Annotated in this window: 15 protein-coding genes; 6 read left to right on the top strand and 9 right to left on the bottom strand. The window is 58.1% G+C overall.

The features are described 5' to 3' along the window. Nucleotides 1–17: 17 nt before the first annotated feature. The 9 genes from bamA to rpsB all read right to left on the bottom strand — a co-directional run bounded on the left by bamA (nucleotide 18) and on the right by rpsB (nucleotide 9916). Nucleotides 18–2336, bottom strand: coding sequence for an outer membrane protein assembly factor BamA (gene bamA, locus MSNKSG1_RS03090; RefSeq protein ID WP_040886591.1), 2319 nt, complete (start codon nucleotides 2334–2336; stop codon nucleotides 18–20). Between the two features lie 44 nt (nucleotides 2337–2380). Beyond that, nucleotides 2381–3730 carry an RIP metalloprotease RseP gene (gene rseP, locus MSNKSG1_RS03085; protein ID WP_008937779.1) on the bottom strand — a complete coding sequence of 450 codons (1350 nt, stop codon included), beginning with the start codon at nucleotides 3728–3730 and terminating at the stop codon, nucleotides 2381–2383. A 50-nt stretch (nucleotides 3731–3780) separates the two neighbouring features. Next, nucleotides 3781–4965, bottom strand: coding sequence for a 1-deoxy-D-xylulose-5-phosphate reductoisomerase (gene ispC / locus MSNKSG1_RS03080; RefSeq protein WP_008937778.1), 1185 nt, complete (start codon nucleotides 4963–4965; stop codon nucleotides 3781–3783). A gap of 2 nt (nucleotides 4966–4967) precedes the next feature. Further along, entirely contained in the window at nucleotides 4968–5807 is an 840-nt protein-coding gene (locus tag MSNKSG1_RS03075) for a phosphatidate cytidylyltransferase (RefSeq protein WP_008937777.1), read from the bottom strand. Between the two features lie 22 nt (nucleotides 5808–5829). Beyond that, complete coding sequence (gene uppS / locus MSNKSG1_RS03070) at nucleotides 5830–6600, bottom strand: polyprenyl diphosphate synthase (RefSeq protein WP_008937776.1); 771 nt, start codon at nucleotides 6598–6600, stop codon at nucleotides 5830–5832. Between the two features lie 67 nt (nucleotides 6601–6667). After that, nucleotides 6668–7225, bottom strand: coding sequence for a ribosome recycling factor (gene frr, locus MSNKSG1_RS03065; RefSeq protein ID WP_008937775.1), 558 nt, complete (start codon nucleotides 7223–7225; stop codon nucleotides 6668–6670). A 68-nt stretch (nucleotides 7226–7293) separates the two neighbouring features. Beyond that, nucleotides 7294–8022 carry a UMP kinase gene (gene pyrH, locus MSNKSG1_RS03060; protein ID WP_008937774.1) on the bottom strand — a complete coding sequence of 243 codons (729 nt, stop codon included), beginning with the start codon at nucleotides 8020–8022 and terminating at the stop codon, nucleotides 7294–7296. A gap of 179 nt (nucleotides 8023–8201) precedes the next feature. Next, nucleotides 8202–9071: a translation elongation factor Ts gene (tsf, locus tag MSNKSG1_RS03055; RefSeq protein WP_008937773.1), complete on the bottom strand. Its 870-nt coding sequence runs from the start codon at nucleotides 9069–9071 to the stop codon at nucleotides 8202–8204. 92 nt (nucleotides 9072–9163) lie between these two features. Beyond that, nucleotides 9164–9916 carry a 30S ribosomal protein S2 gene (gene rpsB / locus MSNKSG1_RS03050; protein ID WP_008937772.1) on the bottom strand — a complete coding sequence of 251 codons (753 nt, stop codon included), beginning with the start codon at nucleotides 9914–9916 and terminating at the stop codon, nucleotides 9164–9166. A gap of 246 nt (nucleotides 9917–10162) precedes the next feature. Here rpsB and map point away from each other — a divergent pair, with 246 nt between their 5' ends. The 6 genes from map to dapE are packed head-to-tail and all read left to right on the top strand — an operon-like array spanning nucleotide 10163 to nucleotide 17309. Continuing rightward, nucleotides 10163–10933: a type I methionyl aminopeptidase gene (map, locus tag MSNKSG1_RS03045; protein WP_008937771.1), complete on the top strand. Its 771-nt coding sequence runs from the start codon at nucleotides 10163–10165 to the stop codon at nucleotides 10931–10933. Between the two features lie 2 nt (nucleotides 10934–10935). After that, complete coding sequence (locus MSNKSG1_RS03040; RefSeq protein ID WP_008937770.1) at nucleotides 10936–13581, top strand: [protein-PII] uridylyltransferase; 2646 nt, start codon at nucleotides 10936–10938, stop codon at nucleotides 13579–13581. After that, complete coding sequence (gene dapC, locus MSNKSG1_RS03035) at nucleotides 13578–14780, top strand: succinyldiaminopimelate transaminase (protein ID WP_008937769.1); 1203 nt, start codon at nucleotides 13578–13580, stop codon at nucleotides 14778–14780. Before MSNKSG1_RS03040 ends, dapC begins: the two co-directional genes overlap by 4 nt. Beyond that, entirely contained in the window at nucleotides 14777–15124 is a 348-nt protein-coding gene (locus tag MSNKSG1_RS03030) for an ArsC family reductase (RefSeq protein WP_008937768.1), read from the top strand. Before dapC ends, MSNKSG1_RS03030 begins: the two co-directional genes overlap by 4 nt. 33 nt (nucleotides 15125–15157) lie before the next feature. Beyond that, a complete protein-coding gene (gene dapD / locus MSNKSG1_RS03025) occupies nucleotides 15158–16186 on the top strand; it encodes a 2,3,4,5-tetrahydropyridine-2,6-dicarboxylate N-succinyltransferase (RefSeq protein ID WP_008937767.1) in 1029 nt (342 codons plus the stop codon). After that, on the top strand, nucleotides 16173–17309 hold the full coding sequence (gene dapE, locus MSNKSG1_RS03020; RefSeq protein ID WP_008937766.1) for a succinyl-diaminopimelate desuccinylase: 1137 nt from the start codon (nucleotides 16173–16175) through the stop codon (nucleotides 17307–17309). Before dapD ends, dapE begins: the two co-directional genes overlap by 14 nt.

Genomic DNA, 17309 nt, shown 5'->3' with positions numbered 1-17309 from the left:
TTGTTATGTCCGGGCAATCAGAAGGTCTGGCCCAGCGAGAACTGGAACACCTGGGTATCATCGCCCGGCTTATCGTTCAATGGCTTGGCCAGACTGAACGCCAGCGGACCTACGGCCGTTATCCACTGGAAGCTGACACCGGCCGACAGCCGGATATCTCCGAATGCCGGATCGAACCCGCGCTCGGTATCAAACACCTGCCCGCCATCGATAAACACCGAGGTCCGCATGGACCGACTGTCACCTGCGAAGGGTGTCGGTGTGATCAGTTCCAGGCTTCCTTCCGTCAGGAGGTTCCCACCGAACGGATCCGGGGTCGAGAGATCATATTGGCTGTTTGTCGCGCGAAGGCCAAGCGAATTGGACTTATAACCACGAACAGATCCAAAACCACCGGCATAGAAATGCTCATAAAACGGCATCTGGCTGCGCCCGGCGTACCCATCTCCGTAACCGATGTCCGATCGGGCACGGAAAATCCAGTGGTGATTATCGGTAAGCGGGAAGTAGAAGTTGGTTTTGTGGCTCAGCTTGTAGAACGTCAGATCGCTCCCGGGCACGGCCACATTGAGAGAGATCGACTGACTGTAACCATCGGTTGGCAGCACACCCCGGTTGAGGGTACTGCGATTCCAGCTGCCGCTCAGGAAGAAATTATCGAAAGAGTCGCCCTCTTTCGCAATGAAATCCTGAACCTCCTGGGAGGTGTAGATTCCCTGTTTCAGGTTTGACCGGGTAACTCCGAAACCAAAGTTGAGTCGGGTGATACTGTCCGTCGGGTAACCGAACGTGACCTTGCCACCGTATTCATCGAGCAGGTACGAGGAAATATCCTGTTCCTGGTAATCGGTCTTGCGCGCGAACAGACTGAAGCCACGGCTGACGCCATCGACGGTGTAATACGGATCCAGGTAGGACACGTTGGCGCTCTTGACCGCATTGCTGACGTTCACGCCGAAAGAGACCCGCTTGCCCGAGCCGAAGAAGTTGTTCTCTGACACGTTGGCACCCAGAATCACACCGGAACTCTGGGAGAACCCGACAGACGCGGAGAGGCTGCCGGTGGGCTGTTCCTCGACCGAGTAATTGACGTCAACCTGATCGTCCGTCCCGGGTACAGGAACCGTATCCACGTTAACCGTCTTGAAGAAACCGAGGCGTTCAAGCTGGGTCTTGGAGTACTCAATGCGATCGGAGGAAGCAACGCCACCTTCCATCTGGGTCATTTCCTGACGCAGCACATCGTCCCGGGTGGAGACGTTACCATCGAAGTTGACTCGACGGACATAGGCGCGCTTGCCCGGTTCCACATAGAACGTCACAGAGGCGGTATTGTCATCACCCGGTTCCGGAACCGCATTGACGTTGGCAAACGCATAACCTTCCTTACCCAACCGGAACGACAGAGCCTCAGAAATGGCCGTCATTTTGGCGCGGGAGAAAACATCCCCCTTCTGGATGGGGATCAGTTTGCGCAGCTCGTCCTCTCCGACAATCAGATCCCCTCGCAGTTTGACGTCAGAGACCGTGTATTGCGGCCCTTCGTTGATCGCGATGGCGATAAAGACCTTTTGCTTGTCCGGGGAGATGGAAACCTGGCTGGATTCGACGCTGAAATCGAGATAGCCACGATCGAGGTAAAATGAACGGAGACTTTCCAGATCACCGCTCAGTTTTTCGCGTGCGTATTTGTCCGCGTTCGTAATGGAATTCCACCAGTCGGACGTCTTCAGCTCGAACAGGTTCAGCAGTTGCTCTTCACTGAAATCATGATTGCCGACAATATTGATGTGCTGGATTGCCGCCACGCTACCTTCATTGATCTTCAGGTTGATCGCCACCCGGTTGCGGGGTAGCTCATCGGCAGTGGCGTTGACCCGGGCGTTGTAACGACCCTGGGCGATGTAGGAGCGCAAAATTTCCAGTTCGAGACGTTCCAGCGTAGCCCGTCGGAACACCTGCCCCTCCTGGAGGCCGGCCTTGGCAAGGGCGTCCATCAGCATGTCCGTTTCGATATTCTTGTTGCCTTCAATATCGATGGAACTGATCGACGGCCGCTCCCGGACCGAAATGATCAGGACGCCTTCATCACGACTGGCCTTGATATCGGTAAACAGCCCGGTCTTGAACAGCGAACGGATCGCATCGGCAAGCCCGGATTCATCGACCTGCTCACCGATATTGACCGGAAAGGCCGAAAAAACGGTACCGGCGGACACCCTCTGGAGTCCTTCAACCTCAATATCCGCAACCGTGAATTCATCCGCCAGAGCAGGTTTTATGCCCATCGTGGCCACTGCGAAACCGACGGCTACACCTAGGAGAGAACGTCTCATTCAAATATTTCGCCTGATTAATGCGCGTAAGGAGCTCGCAATTCTCACAACCGCATCAGGTCGTTGTAAAGAGCAAACACCATTAAAGTGAGGATCAAAGCCATACCAATTCGTAATCCAAGCGCCTGAGCAGCCTCGGAAAGCGGCTTCCGGCGTATGGCTTCGATGGTGTAATAGACAATGTGTCCACCGTCCAGAACAGGCACGGGTAAAAGATTCAGAACCCCTAGACTGACACTGAGATAGGCCAGGAATCCGACAAAGTCTTCGAATCCGGAGCTGACACTGGCTTCCGCGGCGCGCGCAATCGTGATCGGCCCGCTGAGATTGGAGGGCGAAAGCAATCCCGTGATCATTTTTTTGATGGCCACAAGCGTTAGCCGGGTATCGCCCCAGGTTTCGCCGATCGCCCGGGGAATCGCTCCTAACGGCCCATAGCTGATATCCCGAAGCATGTTGTCCGGCCAGGTGACGGATTCGACGCCCGCCCCGATGAAGCCGATGACTTCGCCATTGTTCAACGTCTTCTCGGCCGGAGTCACTGACAGGGTCTGTTCCGAACCGTTCCGGCGGATGGTAAAGGCCAGCGTCTGGCCTGGCGCATTCCGGACATGGTCCACCAGGTCCTGCCAATCGGATACATCATTGCCATCAATACTGACGATCCGGTCACCACTGCGCAGTCCTGCCGCGTCCGCCTGCCCGCCCTGGCTGATCTGGCCAAGGACAGCCGGAATGTCCGGACGCCAGGGTGTAATACCGAACTCTCCCAGGGGATTCGGGGTCTCGTCGTTCAGACGCCAACCGCCCAGCGCCCCATCAAGGGTTCCTTCGGCGCCGTTTTCGGATACCGAGATACGAATATCACCCTGCTCGCCGGCTCGCTCGAGCAGCCGCATGTTCACGTCGCGCCACGAGCTCACGCTGGAGCCATCAACAGCGGTGATTTCCATGCCGCGATGGAGTCCCATGCGATCGGCAATGCTGCCCTGCTCGACTTCCCCAACGACCGGAGCGACGGTCGTGACACCAACCACGGCGATCAACCAGTAGGCAAAGATTGCAAACAGGAAATTGGCAATCGGGCCTGCGGCTGCGATCGCAATGCGCTGTCCGGGCGATTTGGACGTGAACGCCTGATCCCGAAGTTCCTCGGGAACCGGCCCTTCCCGCTCATCAAGCATCTTCACGTAACCGCCGAGAGGAATGGCAGCCACGGCGAATTCAGTGCCGTGCCGGTCATACCAGGAAAACAGCGGTTTGCCGAATCCCACCGAGAATCGAATCACCTTGACGCCGCAGCGCCGAGCTACCCAAAAGTGGCCATATTCATGGAGGGTCACCAGGATGCCCAGGGTCAGTGCCAGGGCCAGGATAGTCTGAAGTATGTGCATAGATTTCCCGGTTAATTACTGAAGCCAGAGGGACAATATCACCGACGGTATCAGACAGTCAGCAAGGCAATCTGTTCCCTGGCGTGGCGACGCGCCTCGGCATCCCTGGAAAAAATGGTGTCGAAGCTGTCAGCAGGCACGACCGTTGTCGCCGCCATTGTACGCTCTATGATAACGGGGATATCAGCAAAACGCAGACAGCCCCTGAGAAACGCCTCGACCGCCACCTCGTTGGCAGCATTAAGTACGGCCGGCGCCGTGCCTCCGGCTTCAAATGCATCGGCCGCAAGTGCCAGGCAGGGGAACCGGTGGAGATCCGGCTTCTCGAAGTGAAATCGACCGATTGCAAACAGGTCCAGTGGAGCAACGCCCGCATCAATCCGCTCCGGCCAGGCCAGGCCATTGGCAATGGGCGTTCGCATATCCGGACTGCCCAATTGCGCCAACACAGAGCCATCCGCGTACTCGACCATCGAATGGATAATGCTCTCGGGATGAACGTGCACTTCAATCTTTTCCGGGGTGGTGTTGAACAGCCAGCAGGCTTCAATCAGTTCCAGCCCCTTGTTCATCAGGGTTGCGGAGTCGACCGAGATTTTCTGTCCCATCGACCAGTTCGGGTGCTTGCAGGCTTCGGCCGGAGATACGTCCCGCAACTGTGCCGCCGTATGTTCCCGGAAGGGTCCACCGGACGCCGTCAGGAGGATTCGGGTCACGCCCGCCGCACGGGGATCCCGGATATGCTCCGGCGGCATGCACTGGAAAATGGCATTGTGCTCGGAGTCGATCGGCAGTAGCTCGGCACCAGACTCGGCCACCGCGTCCATGAACAGACGGCCCGACATAACGAGCGCTTCCTTGTTCGCCAGCAGAACGCGCTTGCCGGCTCGAACCGCAGCTAGCGTCGGAGAAAGCCCTGCAGCACCGACAATGGCCGCCATCACCGTATCGGCTTCCCGGGCACTGGCCACGTCACACAGCCCAGCCTTACCCGACAGCACCCGGGTTTCAGGCACATCATCGAGTAGCCGTTCCAGTCGCTCGGCGGCCTCCTGACTGGCCATAACGGCTACCGACGGCCGGAACTCCCGACACAGCACAGCCAGTTCATCGGCCCGGGTTCCGGCAGTCAACGCATAGACGGCAAAGCGATCCGGGTGACGCCGAACGACATCCAGAGTACTCAGACCGATGGAGCCGGTAGCGCCAAGAATTGTAAGGCAGCGTTTTGACATACTTACCAGTGTCCGGTGGTCAGCCACCCGAGTTGCGTGATGATCAACGCAAACACGGGAATGGCCGCAGTCAGGCTATCGATACGATCCATGATACCGCCATGTCCCGGCAAAAGCTGGCTACTGTCCTTGATCCCGCGAAAACGCTTCAACATGCTTTCAAGCAGATCGCCAAGCACCGAGACCAGACCGGTCACCAGGCTGGCCAGGACCAACAGCCCCATTTCCTGTCCGCTGGCAGAAGCCAGGTAACTGACGATGACGGCGAAGACGCCCACAGCCAGCAATCCGCCCCAGACGCCAGCCCAGGATTTGCCGGGGCTGACCCTGGGCGCCAGCTTTTTCTTGCCAAACGCACGCCCTGCGAAATAGGCGCCAATATCGGCGACCCACACGACGCAGAAAACATAAAGGATTCCCCAGAGATTGTTCTCGACAGTCCCGAACTGGAACCCTCCGGTCCTCAGATGATTCAGGCCTACCCATGCGGGAACCAGCACAAACAGCCCCATCAGTGCCCGGAACGGAAGGTTGCCCCATCGCAACGACCCGGACGGATAGTTCCGAACCAGCAGGAAACAGACAAACCACCATACGAGAGCGAGCCAGAGCACAATCACCGCGGGAATATTCAGCAACCCGAACAGAATGAGAGCGGTTGCGACCGCATAGAGAATCCGGCCGCCCTGACCGACGATTCCGGCCATGTTGGCCCACTCCCAGGCTCCGATCGTGATGATGGCACCGGTAAAGACCGCAAAGCCGAGTGGGGGCAGGAAGAAGATGCCGCCGATCGCAAGTGGCGCCAGGATCAGGGCTGTAATAATACGGGTCTTGAGCACAGTAGAATTCGCTCTCGAATCATTATTGTTGTGCGGTCTGAAGCGCAATCTGGTCGTCTGTCTGGCCGAACCGGCGTTTGCGCCCGGCATAGGCGTGGAGCGCCTTCTGCATTTCTTCGTCCTTGAAATCAGGCCAGAACACCGGAGAAAAATAGAACTCGGTGTAGGCAAGGTGCCAAAGCAGGAAATTGCTGATCCGCTGCTCGCCGGCGGTACGGATCATCAGGTCAGGCATGGGCAGATCGCCAATACAGAGATGCTGCTGAATCAGATCATCGGTAATGTCACCCGGCTCAAGCTGCCCCTGACGGACTTTTTCCGCGACCTGTCGTGTGGCCTGGGCAATGTCCCAGTGACCGCCATAGTTGGCAGCAATAACCAGCGTCATGCGGGTATTGTCGCGGGTCAGGGTCTCGGCTTTCTCCATGCGTTCCTGCAAAGCATCACTGAATGCCGAACGATCTCCGATAATGCGCAGCCGGATGTTGTTCCGGTGCAGTTTCCGAACCTCGCGCTCCAGCGCAAACAGGAACAGCCGCATGAGGGCCGACACTTCGTCCTTGGGCCGCCGCCAGTTCTCACTCGAAAAGGCAAACAGGGTCAGTACCTCAACGCCCTCGCGGGCACAGGTCTCGACCACTGCCCGGACCGCATTGACGCCCGCCTTGTGACCCGCCACTCCTGTCAGCCGATGGGCCTTCGCCCACCGGTTGTTACCGTCCATGATGATGGCCACGTGCCGGGGCCGGCGATCCGCCGACACCGGAATTTCCGCGGTTACTTGTCCCGTCATGAAATCCCCTGCGCAGCCCCGATCAATCTGCGGAGCCGACTGTCCTGCAACTGAGCAACCCGGCGGATCAGACCGCCATCAGGTCCTCTTCTTTGGATTTGAGCATCTTGTCCACTTCGGCGATGTACTTGTCGGTCAGCTTCTGGACCTCATCCTCTGCCCGACGCTCTTCGTCTTCGCTGATTTCCTTTTCCTTCAGCAGATCCTTGACCATGGAGTTGGCATCGCGGCGGGCGTTGCGAACGGACACACGCGCGTGTTCCGCATCGGCCTTGGCCTGTTTGACCATTTCCCGACGGGTTTCCTCGGTGAGCATGGGCATCGGAACCCGAATGATGTCACCGCTGGTCGCCGGGTTCAGACCGAGATCCGACGTCATGATGGCTTTTTCGATGGTCGGCACCAGGTTCTTTTCCCAGGGAGACACCGCCAGAGTGCGGTTGTCTTCAACGTTGACACTCGCCACTTGCTTAAGCGGTGTCTCCTGGCCGTAATAGTTCACCATGACACTGTCCAGAATCGCAGGATGAGCGCGGCCGGTACGGATTTTATTAAAGGCCGAATGCAGAGCCTCCAGGCTCTTTTTCATTTTCTTTTCGGCTTCCGATTTGATGTCGTTAATCACTAGAGCATTCCTCAATTCGTCAGGTCAATCCGGGAGCCGACCGCTAACATCCGGGCCGGCTAACGAGTTCACTCGATCAGTGTACCTTCTTTTTCGCCAGTCACGATGCGGGTCAAGACGCCCGGTCGGTTCATGTCAAACACCCGCAATGGCATACCATGGTCGCGCGCCAGACAGATGGCGGTCAGATCCATCACGCCCAGCTTCTTGTCGAGCACTTCGTCATAAGTGAGATAATCGTATTTCTCGGCAGTGGGATCCAGATTCGGATCGGCGGAGTAGACCCCATCCACCTTGGTTGCCTTCAGTACCGCATCCGCCTCAATTTCGATACCTCTCAGACAGGCGGCAGAGTCCGTCGTAAAAAAGGGATTGCCGGTACCGGCGCTGAAAATCACCACATCGCCTTCTTTGAGATCGCGTACAGCACGACGACGATCATAATGCTCGACAATGCCGCTCATGGGGATGGCCGACATGACACGGGTGCGGATATTGGAGCGCTCCAGCGCATCCCGCATCGCCAGGCCGTTCATGACGGTTGCCAGCATCCCCATGTGATCGCCGGTTACACGATCCAGCCCGGCGGCATTCAGGGCGGCACCCCGGAACAGGTTACCACCACCAATCACCAGGCCAACCTGTACACCGATACCGATAAGGGCACCGATTTCCAGGGCCATACGGTCGAGAACTTTGGGATCAATACCGAAATCGTGCTCCCCCATGAGGGCTTCGCCACTGAGCTTGAGCAGAACACGTTTGTATCTGGGCTGATTTTTCGAAGATGTCGGCATGGTGATCCCCTTTTCGTCTGATGGCTATCCGCGTACACGGTTTTCAGGCTCGTATCTGACATACTCCTCGAAAAAGGGGTATCTCAGATACAAGCCCGCCACGAGAGCCGGAAACATCCGGCCAACGTGGCAGACTCAGGTCGGTGGTGGACTCAGTGGACCACCACCTTTCGGAAGGATCAGGCCTTGCCAGTTCCGGCTGCAGCAGCAACCTCGGCAGCAAAGTCGACTTCTTCCTTCTCAATGCCCTCACCGACTTCCAGGCGAACAAAACCAACCAGTTCACCACCGGCGGATTTGATCAGCTCGCCTACGGTCTGGTCCGGGTTCTTGACGAACGGCTGCTCAACCAGGCTGTTTTCCTTGAGGAACTTCTTGATGCGGCCACCCATCATCTTCTCGACGATCTCGGCAGGCTTGCCTTCCATATCCGGCTGGGCCTTGATGATTTCCTTCTCTTTTTCCAGCTCTTCCTGCGGCATGTCTTCCGGCTTGCCAACGCGCGGGTTGACAGCGGCAGCGTGCATGGCGATGTCGCGGGCAACTTCCGGATCACCGTCAGTCAGGGCAACAACGGAAGCGATCTTGTTGTTGCTGTGAACGTAGCCACCGACAACCGGACCTTCAACCTTCACGATGCGGCGAACGGTGATGTTCTCACCGATCTTCTGGACCAGCGCCTCGCGCTTGGCTTCCAGGTCGCCTTCCATCAGCTTTGCAACATCGGTTTCGCCCTTCTCGAACGCAACGTCCAGAACGTCATTGGCAAAAGCCATGAAGTTGTCGTCACGGGCAACGAAGTCGGTCTCGGAATTGACTTCCAGAATGTAGGCTACGGTGTTGTCGTCGGAAATCTTGATCAGAGACACACCCTCAGCGGCGGTACGACCAGCCTTCTTGGCAGCTTTCAGACCGGAAGACTTGCGCAGCTCTTCGATCGCAGCATCAACACTGCCGTCAGCTTCTACCAGAGCCTTCTTGCACTCCATCATGCCAAGACCGGTACGCTCACGCAGCTCTTTGACCATTGCAGCGGTAATTGCAGCCATGTTCAATCCTCTTAACTTGTACGAATTCGGTGGGGAGGTATGCCCGTAAGACAGGCGGGCATACCTTACAACTCAAACGTGAAGCTGATGCGTCACTCGGCAGCCGGAGCGGCGCCTTCGGCGTCTTCGCTGACTTCGACGAACTCGTCAGCGCCGGCGCCAGCAGACTGGGCCGCTTCAAGGCAGGTGTCAGCCACAGCTTGCACGTAGATCTGGATGGCGCGGATGGCGTCATCGTTGCCCGGAATAACGTAATCAACGCCGTCCGGATCGCTGTTGGTATCGACCACACCGATAACCGGGATGCCAAGCTTGTTGGCTTCCTTGATGGCGATACGCTCGTGATCAACGTCGATGACGAACATGGCGTCCGGCAGACCGCCCATATCCTTGATACCACCGATTGAGCGCTCCAGGCGATCCATTTCGCGGGTACGATCCAGAGCTTCTTTCTTGGTCAGCTTGTCGAAAGTGCCGTCCTGACTCTGGGTTTCCAGGTCACGGTAGCGACGGATGGACTGACGGATGGTCTTGTAGTTGGTCAGCATACCACCCAACCAACGGTGGTTGACGTACGGCTGGCCGGCACGCAGAGCTTCTTCTTTGATGATCTTGGCGGCGGAACGCTTGGTACCGACGAACAGGATCTTGTTCTTGTTCTCTGCCAGCTGCTGAATGAACTTCAGCGCTTCTTCCATGGCAGGAACAGTCTGCTCGAGGTTGATGATATGAATCTTGTTGCGGGCACCGAAAATGAACTTGGACATTTTCGGGTTCCAGTAACGGGTCTGGTGACCGAAGTGAGCACCTGCCTTGAGCAGGTCACGCATATTTACCTGAGCCATGATATTTACCTTTTAGCTTCGGGTTAGTCCTCCACGCATCCGATTGACCCAACCGACCCTATAAAAGGGAACAGCACCCTGGGACAACGTGTCGACACGTGTGTGAATTTGCCGGATTCGTTTCCGGCGGCGCGTTTATACCATAAACCGGCCGGGCGACGCCATTAAATTTGCGCCGAACCTTCCTTGTATGGAGCTCTCAGGGCCCTTAAAATGCCGGTTTGGCTCAAACCAACAGGAATCCCGATGCAGGTATCGATCAAGACACCGGAAGAAGTTGAAAAGATGCGCGTGGCCGGCCGCCTGGCCGCCGAAGTCCTGGAGATGATTGGCGAGCATGTGAAGCCCGGGGTAACCACCGAGGAGCTTGACCGCATCTGTCACGACTACATCGTGAACGTCCAGCAAGCCATCCCGGCACCACTCAATTATAAGGGATTCCCGAAGTCCATCTGCACCTCTGTCAACCACGTGGTGTGCCACGGCATTCCGTCGGAGAAGAAGGTTCTCAAGCACGGCGACATCCTGAACATCGACGTCACCGTCATCAAGGACGAGTACCACGGCGATACCAGCAAGATGTGGGTGGTTGGCAAACCCAAGCCCGGCAGTGAGCGCCTGATCCGCATAACCCAGGAATGCCTCTACAAAGGCATCGAGATGGTCAAGCCTGGTGTTCGGCTGGGCGATATCGGCCACGTGATCCAGCAACACGCGGAAAAGCATCACTACTCTGTCGTCCGTGAATACTGCGGGCACGGCATCGGCAAGGTGTTTCATGAAGAGCCCCAGGTCATGCACTACGGCAAGCCCGGCACCGGCCTGGAGCTGAAGGAGGGCATGACGTTTACCATCGAGCCCATGATCAACCAGGGCAAGCACCAGACCAAACTGCTTGCCGACGGCTGGACGGCAGTTACCAAGGATCACAAGCTGTCCGCCCAGTGGGAACACACGATCCTGGTGACCGCTGACGGGCATGAAGTGCTCACCAAACGATCGGAAGAGTCCTTCTGACGGTGGCCGATTCCGATCTGGAAGCCCGCATCAGCAACGACCCGTCTCCGGTCAGGGCCGCCCGCGAGCTTTTGCAGGAACGATACAACGCCGACGCTGAGGCATTTCGTCAGGGTGCCGATGTTCGCGCCCTCGTCCACTCCCGGGCACAGACCGTCGATCGGGTTCTGGATCTCATCTGGCACCGGTATCCGTTCGCCAGCTCAGAGGATATCGCACTGATTGCTGTCGGCGGATATGGTCGTGGCGAACTCCACCCCCACTCCGACATCGACCTGCTCATTCTCACCCGGAACGGCATTCGAGAAGACTGGCAAGACGACCTGGGCGCGTTCGTTACCCTGCTCTGGGATCTGAAGCTGGACATCGGGCACAGCGTGCGGAGCATCGAAGAATGCAAGGATGCCGCCCGCGAAGACGTCACCATTCTCACCAACCTTCTTGAAACCCGGACAATTTCAGGACCGGACAGTCTCCGCCAGACGCTAAGCGAGGAGGTGTATTCCGATACCGTCAGCTCCGACCGGGATTACTTCATTGCCAAGCGGGAAGAACAGCAACAGCGTCACAAAAAGTACGGCAATACCGAATACAACCTGGAACCCAACCTGAAGGGCTCTCCGGGCGCCCTTCGGGATATCCAGACCATCGGCTGGATTACCAAGCGCCACTTCGGACTCCAGAACATTGCCGACCTTACCCGCTTCAGCATTCTTACCGAGGAAGAACATCAAATCCTGTTCCAGGGCGAAACCTTCCTCTGGCAACTCCGGTTCGGTCTTCAACTGCTGGCCGACCGTAACGAAAACCGTCTGCTGTTTGATCACCAGCGGGCACTGGCCGAAATGCTCGGCTATCACGATGAAGGCAAGCGCCTTGGCGTCGAGCTGATGATGCAGTCCTACTACCGAACCGTCCTGGCGCTCGCCGAGCTGACCGACGTCATCCTGCAATATTACGACGAGGCGATTCTCGGAACCGGCGGCGAGGATGATATCCAGCCGCTCAACAAGCGGTTCCAGATTCGAAACCGGTACATCGAGGCGGTCAACAACCAGGTGTTCGCCTACGCCCCCTACGCCATCATGGAAATTTTCGTACTGATGGCACAGCATCCCGACATCAAAGGCATTCGCGCAACCACGATCCGTTCGCTGCGGGCCCATCGACACCTGATCGACGACGCCTTCCGGTCGGACCTGGCCGTCACCACGCTGTTCATGGAGTTATTGCGCACCCCCCATGCGCTCGACGTGACGCTTTCGGCCATGAAAAAGTACAACGTGCTCGGTCGATACCTGCCCGAGTTCGGGCAGATCATCGGCCAGATGCAGCACGACCTGTTCCATATCTACACGGTCGATGCCCACACCATGCGGGTCATCCGCAACATGGTTCGCCTGAACGGTTCCGAGGTTCGCACGGAATACCCGCTGGCATCGCGCCTGATCCATCGCCTGCCAAAGCTGGAAACCCTGTTTATCGCCGGCCTCTACCACGACATTGCCAAGGGGCGGGGTGGCGACCATTCAGAACTCGGCGCCGCCGATGTCGAAGCTTTCTGCGCCCGGCATCATTTGAGTGAACGGGACACCCAGCTGGCCTCCTGGCTGGTCGAAAATCACCTGTTGATGTCAATGACGGCTCAGCGCAAGGACATCTCCGACCCCGAGATTATTCATGCGTTCGCCCATGCGATGCCGAGCCAGGCCCACCTGGATTACCTCTACATCCTGACCGTCTGTGACATCAGCGCCACCAATCCGAAACTCTGGAACACCTGGCGAGCGTCACTGCTGCGCCAGCTTTATATCGAAGCCAAGCGCGCACTGAGACGGGGAACAGAGAACCCGGTAGATCGGCGCGAGTGGGTGAACGCGACCCAGTCGGAAGCGCGGGAAATTCTGCACGCCCAGAACATGACGGACGAGCAGATCGACCATGTCTGGGACACGGTGGAAGAGGATTACTTCCTTCAGGACTCCACGGTCGACATTGCCTGGCAAACCGCGGCCATCATTCGTCACGGTAATAACCCGGACCCACTGGTCCTGATCCGTGATACCCGGGGAGGGCCTACCGATGGCTACTCCCAGATCATCATCTACATGAAAGACCGGGTCGCACTGTTTGCCGCCACCACGGCCGTTCTCGAGCAACTGAACCTGAACATCGTGGACGCGCGAATCAGCTCGGGCCAGGGCCCCTATTCCATCAGCTCCTACGTCGTGCTGGACGACCAGGGGCAGCCTCTGGGCGTGGATCCGGCACGGAAGGAAAGAGTGCGCAAACGCCTGATTGAGGAACTCGATGATCCGGAGGATTACCCGGACATTATTCACCGGCGTACACCGCGACAGCTCAAGCACTTTGCGTTTCCAACCGAAGTCACCTTCTCCAACGATACCGGCAACCAGCGCACTGTCATGGAAGTGATCACACCGGACCGCCCCGGTCTTCTTGCCCGGATCGGCCAGGTATTGCTGGAGCATCGGGTCCGGCTGACCAACGCCAAGATCGCCACCCTCGGCGAGCGGGTCGAGGACGTGTTCTTCGTCACGGACGAAGACGGTCATCCACTGAGCGATCTTGCGACCTGCCAACACCTCCAGGAAGACCTCTGCACCATGCTGGACGACATTCAATGAACCCGAATCTTGACCGTTTACACCCTTATCCATTCGAAAAACTGGCCAAACTCAAAGCGGGCATTTCTGTCCCGGAGCACCTGGCGCCGATATCGCTTGGCATCGGCGAGCCCAAGCACCCCTCTCCAGAATTCGTCAAGCAGGTAATCGCCGACAACCTGGACAAACTGGCAAACTACCCGACCACCAAAGGTACCGATGAACTCCGCTCCGCCATCGCAGACTGGGCGACCCGGCGTTTTCAACTGAAAGAAGGCTCTCTCGACCCGGCACACCACATTGTCCCGGTGAACGGCACTCGCGAGGCCATTTTCGCCCTGGTTCAGGCGGTGATCGACTCCAGCAAACCCGCTGCTGTAGTGAGCCCCAACCCCTTCTATCAGATCTACGAAGGGGCGGCATTTCTGGCCGGCGCCGATCCCGTTTATCTTCCCTGCGATGCCGGGAACGGCTTCATCCCGGATTTCGACCGGGTTCCCGAGTCCGTCTGGCAACAGTGCCAGATCCTGTTCCTGTGCTCCCCCGGCAACCCCAGTGGCGCAGTCATCGGCAGGGATACGCTGGCCAGGGTGATTGAACTGGCGGATACCTACGACTTCCTCATTGCCTCCGACGAATGCTACTCGGAGCTGTATCCGGATGAAGGCCAGCCACCGGAAGGATTGCTGCAGGCCTGTGCAGCGCTGGGGCGTCATGACTTCAGCCGCTGCATCGTGTTTCACAGCCTGTCCAAGCGCAGCAACCTGCCGGGGCTGCGTTCGGGGTTTGTCGCCGGCGACGCAAAGGTACTACAGGGCTATCTCAAATACCGCACCTACCACGGATGCGCCATGCCCATTCACAACCAGCTGGCCAGCATCGCCGCCTGGCAGGACGAGGATCACGTCCGGGAAAACCGGGCTGCCTACCGGGCGAAATTCGAGGCCGTCGTTCCGATTCTGCGGGAAGTGATGGACGTAGACTTCCCCGACGCCGGGTTTTACCTGTGGCCGGAAACCCCCATGGACGACGAAACCTTCGCGCGGGAATTGTCCGCCCAACAGAATGTGCATGTCCTCCCGGGCCGATATCTGTCCCGCACCATCGACGGCCATAATCCTGGCGAGAACCGGGTTCGCATGGCACTGGTGGCTCCGCTGGAAGAATGCGTGGAAGCGGCCCGTCGTATTGTTGAATTTGTAAAGGCGAACCAGACATGAAGCTCTATGGCATCAGGAACTGCGATACCGTGAAGAAAGCCCGGAAGTGGCTGGACGAACAGGGCATTGGCTACGATTTCCACGACTTCAAGAAGGAAGGGCTTGATGATGCCCTGTTGAAACGCTGGGAGCAGGCAATTGGCTGGGAAACCCTGCTGAATCGCAGGGGAACCACCTGGCGCAAACTTCCGGAAGAGGTTCGTGATACCATTGGCGCCCAATCCGCCCATGAGCTCATGCTTGAGAATCCGTCGATCATAAAGCGGCCGGTCGTTGAGCATGACGGAACCGTCAGCGTGGGATTCAGCGCAGACGATTGGGCCAAACGTTACTCTAACGCCTAACTTCAAAACAGATCAGACAGGAGCAACCACCAGATGAGTTTTGCATTCGGCATCGGCGTCGGGACCCAGAACAACCAGGGCGAATGGCTGGAAGTGTTCTACCAACAGCCGATCATGACACCCGACAAGACCCTGATTGATGTGGTTGAAAGTGCCCTTGACTACCAGGGCGGCAACGAAGCCATTGCGGCCACCCCGGAACAGTTGCACCAGTTCGCCAATTCGCTGCGCCAGGTGGGCCAGACCGACCAGGCGACCCTCGCCGAGAAAGCGGCCGAGAGCACCCGTCCCGTGGTCGTCACAGTGCTGGCCACCGACGATACCGCCTCCAGCACCCCGGAGGTCTACCTGAAGCTGCACCTCATCTCCCACCGGATGGCCAGGCCCCATGGCGTCAAGCTCGACGGCATTTTTGGCCTGCTGCCCAACCTTGCGTGGACCAACGAAGGCGCCATCGATCTGAACGAACTGCCTGAGCGGCAGCTGAGCGCCCGTATTGCCGGTCGCACACTGGAAGTGAAGTCTGTGGACAAGTTCCCCCAGATGACCGACTACGTCGTACCAAAAGGTGTCCGGATTGCCGACACGGCCCGTGTCCGCCTGGGTGCCTATGTTGGCGAAGGCACGACCGTCATGCATGAGGGCTTCATCAACTTCAACGCCGGCACCGAAGGCACGTCAATGATCGAGGGCCGGATCTCCGCCGGCGTTATGGTGGGCAAGGGTTCCGATCTTGGTGGAGGCTGTTCCACCATGGGCACCCTGTCCGGCGGCGGCAACATCGTGATTGCCGTCGGGGAAAACTGTCTGATCGGCGCCAATGCCGGTATCGGCATCCCTCTCGGCGACCGCTGCAAGGTGGAAGCGGGTCTGTATATCACTGCAGGTACCAAAGTGGCCCTGCTCGACGACAACGGCAAACTGGTTGAAGTCGTCAAGGCCCGGGACCTGGCCAACCAGCCGGATCTGCTCTTCCGTCGTAACAGCCAGACCGGCGCGGTGGAATGCGTGACCCACAAATCTGCCATCGAGCTGAATGAAGAACTGCATGCCAACAACTGATTCCCCGACCCAGAATCTGGCCATTGACCTGATTCGCCGGCGTTCCGTCACGCCTGACGACGCCGGCTGTCAGGAGCTGATGATGTCGCGTCTGGCTCCCCTGGGTTTCCAGGGTGAGAACCTGCGCTTCGGCGATACTGACAACCTCTGGGCCCGCCGGGGCAAAGAAGGCCCCTTGCTCGCCTTTGCCGGCCACACCGATGTGGTGCCAACCGGACCGGAGAAGAACTGGGCTCACCCGCCCTTCGATCCGGTCATCCGCGACGGCTACCTGTACGGGCGTGGCGCAGCTGATATGAAAGGCAGCCTCGCAGCCTTCATCACGGCCTGTGAACGCTTTGTGGCCGCCTATCCGGATCACCGTGGTTCCATTGCCCTGTTGATTACCAGCGATGAGGAAGGCCCGGCACAGGACGGCACGGTGCGCGTGGTACAAACACTGGAAGCGCGGAACGAGAAAATCGACTGGTGCCTTATCGGTGAACCGTCCAGCACCGAGGAGGTCGGTGACGTCATCAAGAACGGGCGCCGTGGTTCACTGCATGGCTACCTGACGGTCCATGGCATTCAGGGGCATGTTGCCTACCCTCACCTGGCAGAGAACCCGGTGCACGCGGTCGCCCCGGCGCTTGATGCCCTGGCCAGCGAATTCTGGGACAACGGCAACGATTTCTTCCCGCCAACCACCTTTCAGGTTACCCGCATCGAGTCGGGCACCGGCAGCAATGTGATCCCCGGGGAATGCCTGGTGCATTTCAATTTCCGGTATTGCACGGAAAATACCGCGGAGAGTCTGGAGGAGCGCGTGGTTGCCATCCTAGACCGACACAATCTCCGCTATGACCTGAAATGGCATCTCAGTGGCCGCCCCTTCCTCACCGATAAGGGGGCTCTGGTCTCCGCCAGCCAGGCGGCAATCCGCGAGATAACGGGACGGGAAACCGAACTGTCCACCTCGGGCGGGACATCTGATGGTCGCTTCATTGCGCCCACCGGCGCGCAGGTGGTGGAACTCGGACCGATCAACGCCACCATTCACAAGATCGACGAGTGCGTGAAAGCCGAGGACCTGGACATCCTGTCCCGGATCTACGAGCGCATCCTTATCGAACTCCTTGCCTGA

Origin of the sequence: Marinobacter santoriniensis NKSG1, assembly GCF_000347775.1 — a bacterium.
Classification (GTDB): domain Bacteria; phylum Pseudomonadota; class Gammaproteobacteria; order Pseudomonadales; family Oleiphilaceae; genus Marinobacter; species Marinobacter santoriniensis.
Note: the sequence above shows the minus strand (reverse complement) of the source record. Positions and strands in the feature narration are given on the sequence as shown.

What these genes read in the sequence shown, in the direction of transcription:
- bamA (WP_040886591.1), bottom strand. Translation starts at nt 2,336, where the DNA reads ATGAGACGTTCTCTCCTAGGTGTAGCCGTCGGTTTCGCAGTGGCCACG.
- rseP (WP_008937779.1), bottom strand. Translation starts at nt 3,730, where the DNA reads ATGCACATACTTCAGACTATCCTGGCCCTGGCACTGACCCTGGGCATC.
- ispC (WP_008937778.1), bottom strand. Translation starts at nt 4,965, where the DNA reads ATGTCAAAACGCTGCCTTACAATTCTTGGCGCTACCGGCTCCATCGGT.
- uppS (WP_008937776.1), bottom strand. Translation starts at nt 6,600, where the DNA reads ATGACGGGACAAGTAACCGCGGAAATTCCGGTGTCGGCGGATCGCCGG.
- pyrH (WP_008937774.1), bottom strand. Translation starts at nt 8,022, where the DNA reads ATGCCGACATCTTCGAAAAATCAGCCCAGATACAAACGTGTTCTGCTC.
- tsf (WP_008937773.1), bottom strand. Translation starts at nt 9,071, where the DNA reads ATGGCTGCAATTACCGCTGCAATGGTCAAAGAGCTGCGTGAGCGTACC.
- rpsB (WP_008937772.1), bottom strand. Translation starts at nt 9,916, where the DNA reads ATGGCTCAGGTAAATATGCGTGACCTGCTCAAGGCAGGTGCTCACTTC.
- map (WP_008937771.1), top strand. Translation starts at nt 10,163, where the DNA reads ATGCAGGTATCGATCAAGACACCGGAAGAAGTTGAAAAGATGCGCGTG.
- dapC (WP_008937769.1), top strand. Translation starts at nt 13,578, where the DNA reads ATGAACCCGAATCTTGACCGTTTACACCCTTATCCATTCGAAAAACTG.
- MSNKSG1_RS03030 (WP_008937768.1), top strand. Translation starts at nt 14,777, where the DNA reads ATGAAGCTCTATGGCATCAGGAACTGCGATACCGTGAAGAAAGCCCGG.
- dapD (WP_008937767.1), top strand. Translation starts at nt 15,158, where the DNA reads ATGAGTTTTGCATTCGGCATCGGCGTCGGGACCCAGAACAACCAGGGC.
- dapE (WP_008937766.1), top strand. Translation starts at nt 16,173, where the DNA reads ATGCCAACAACTGATTCCCCGACCCAGAATCTGGCCATTGACCTGATT.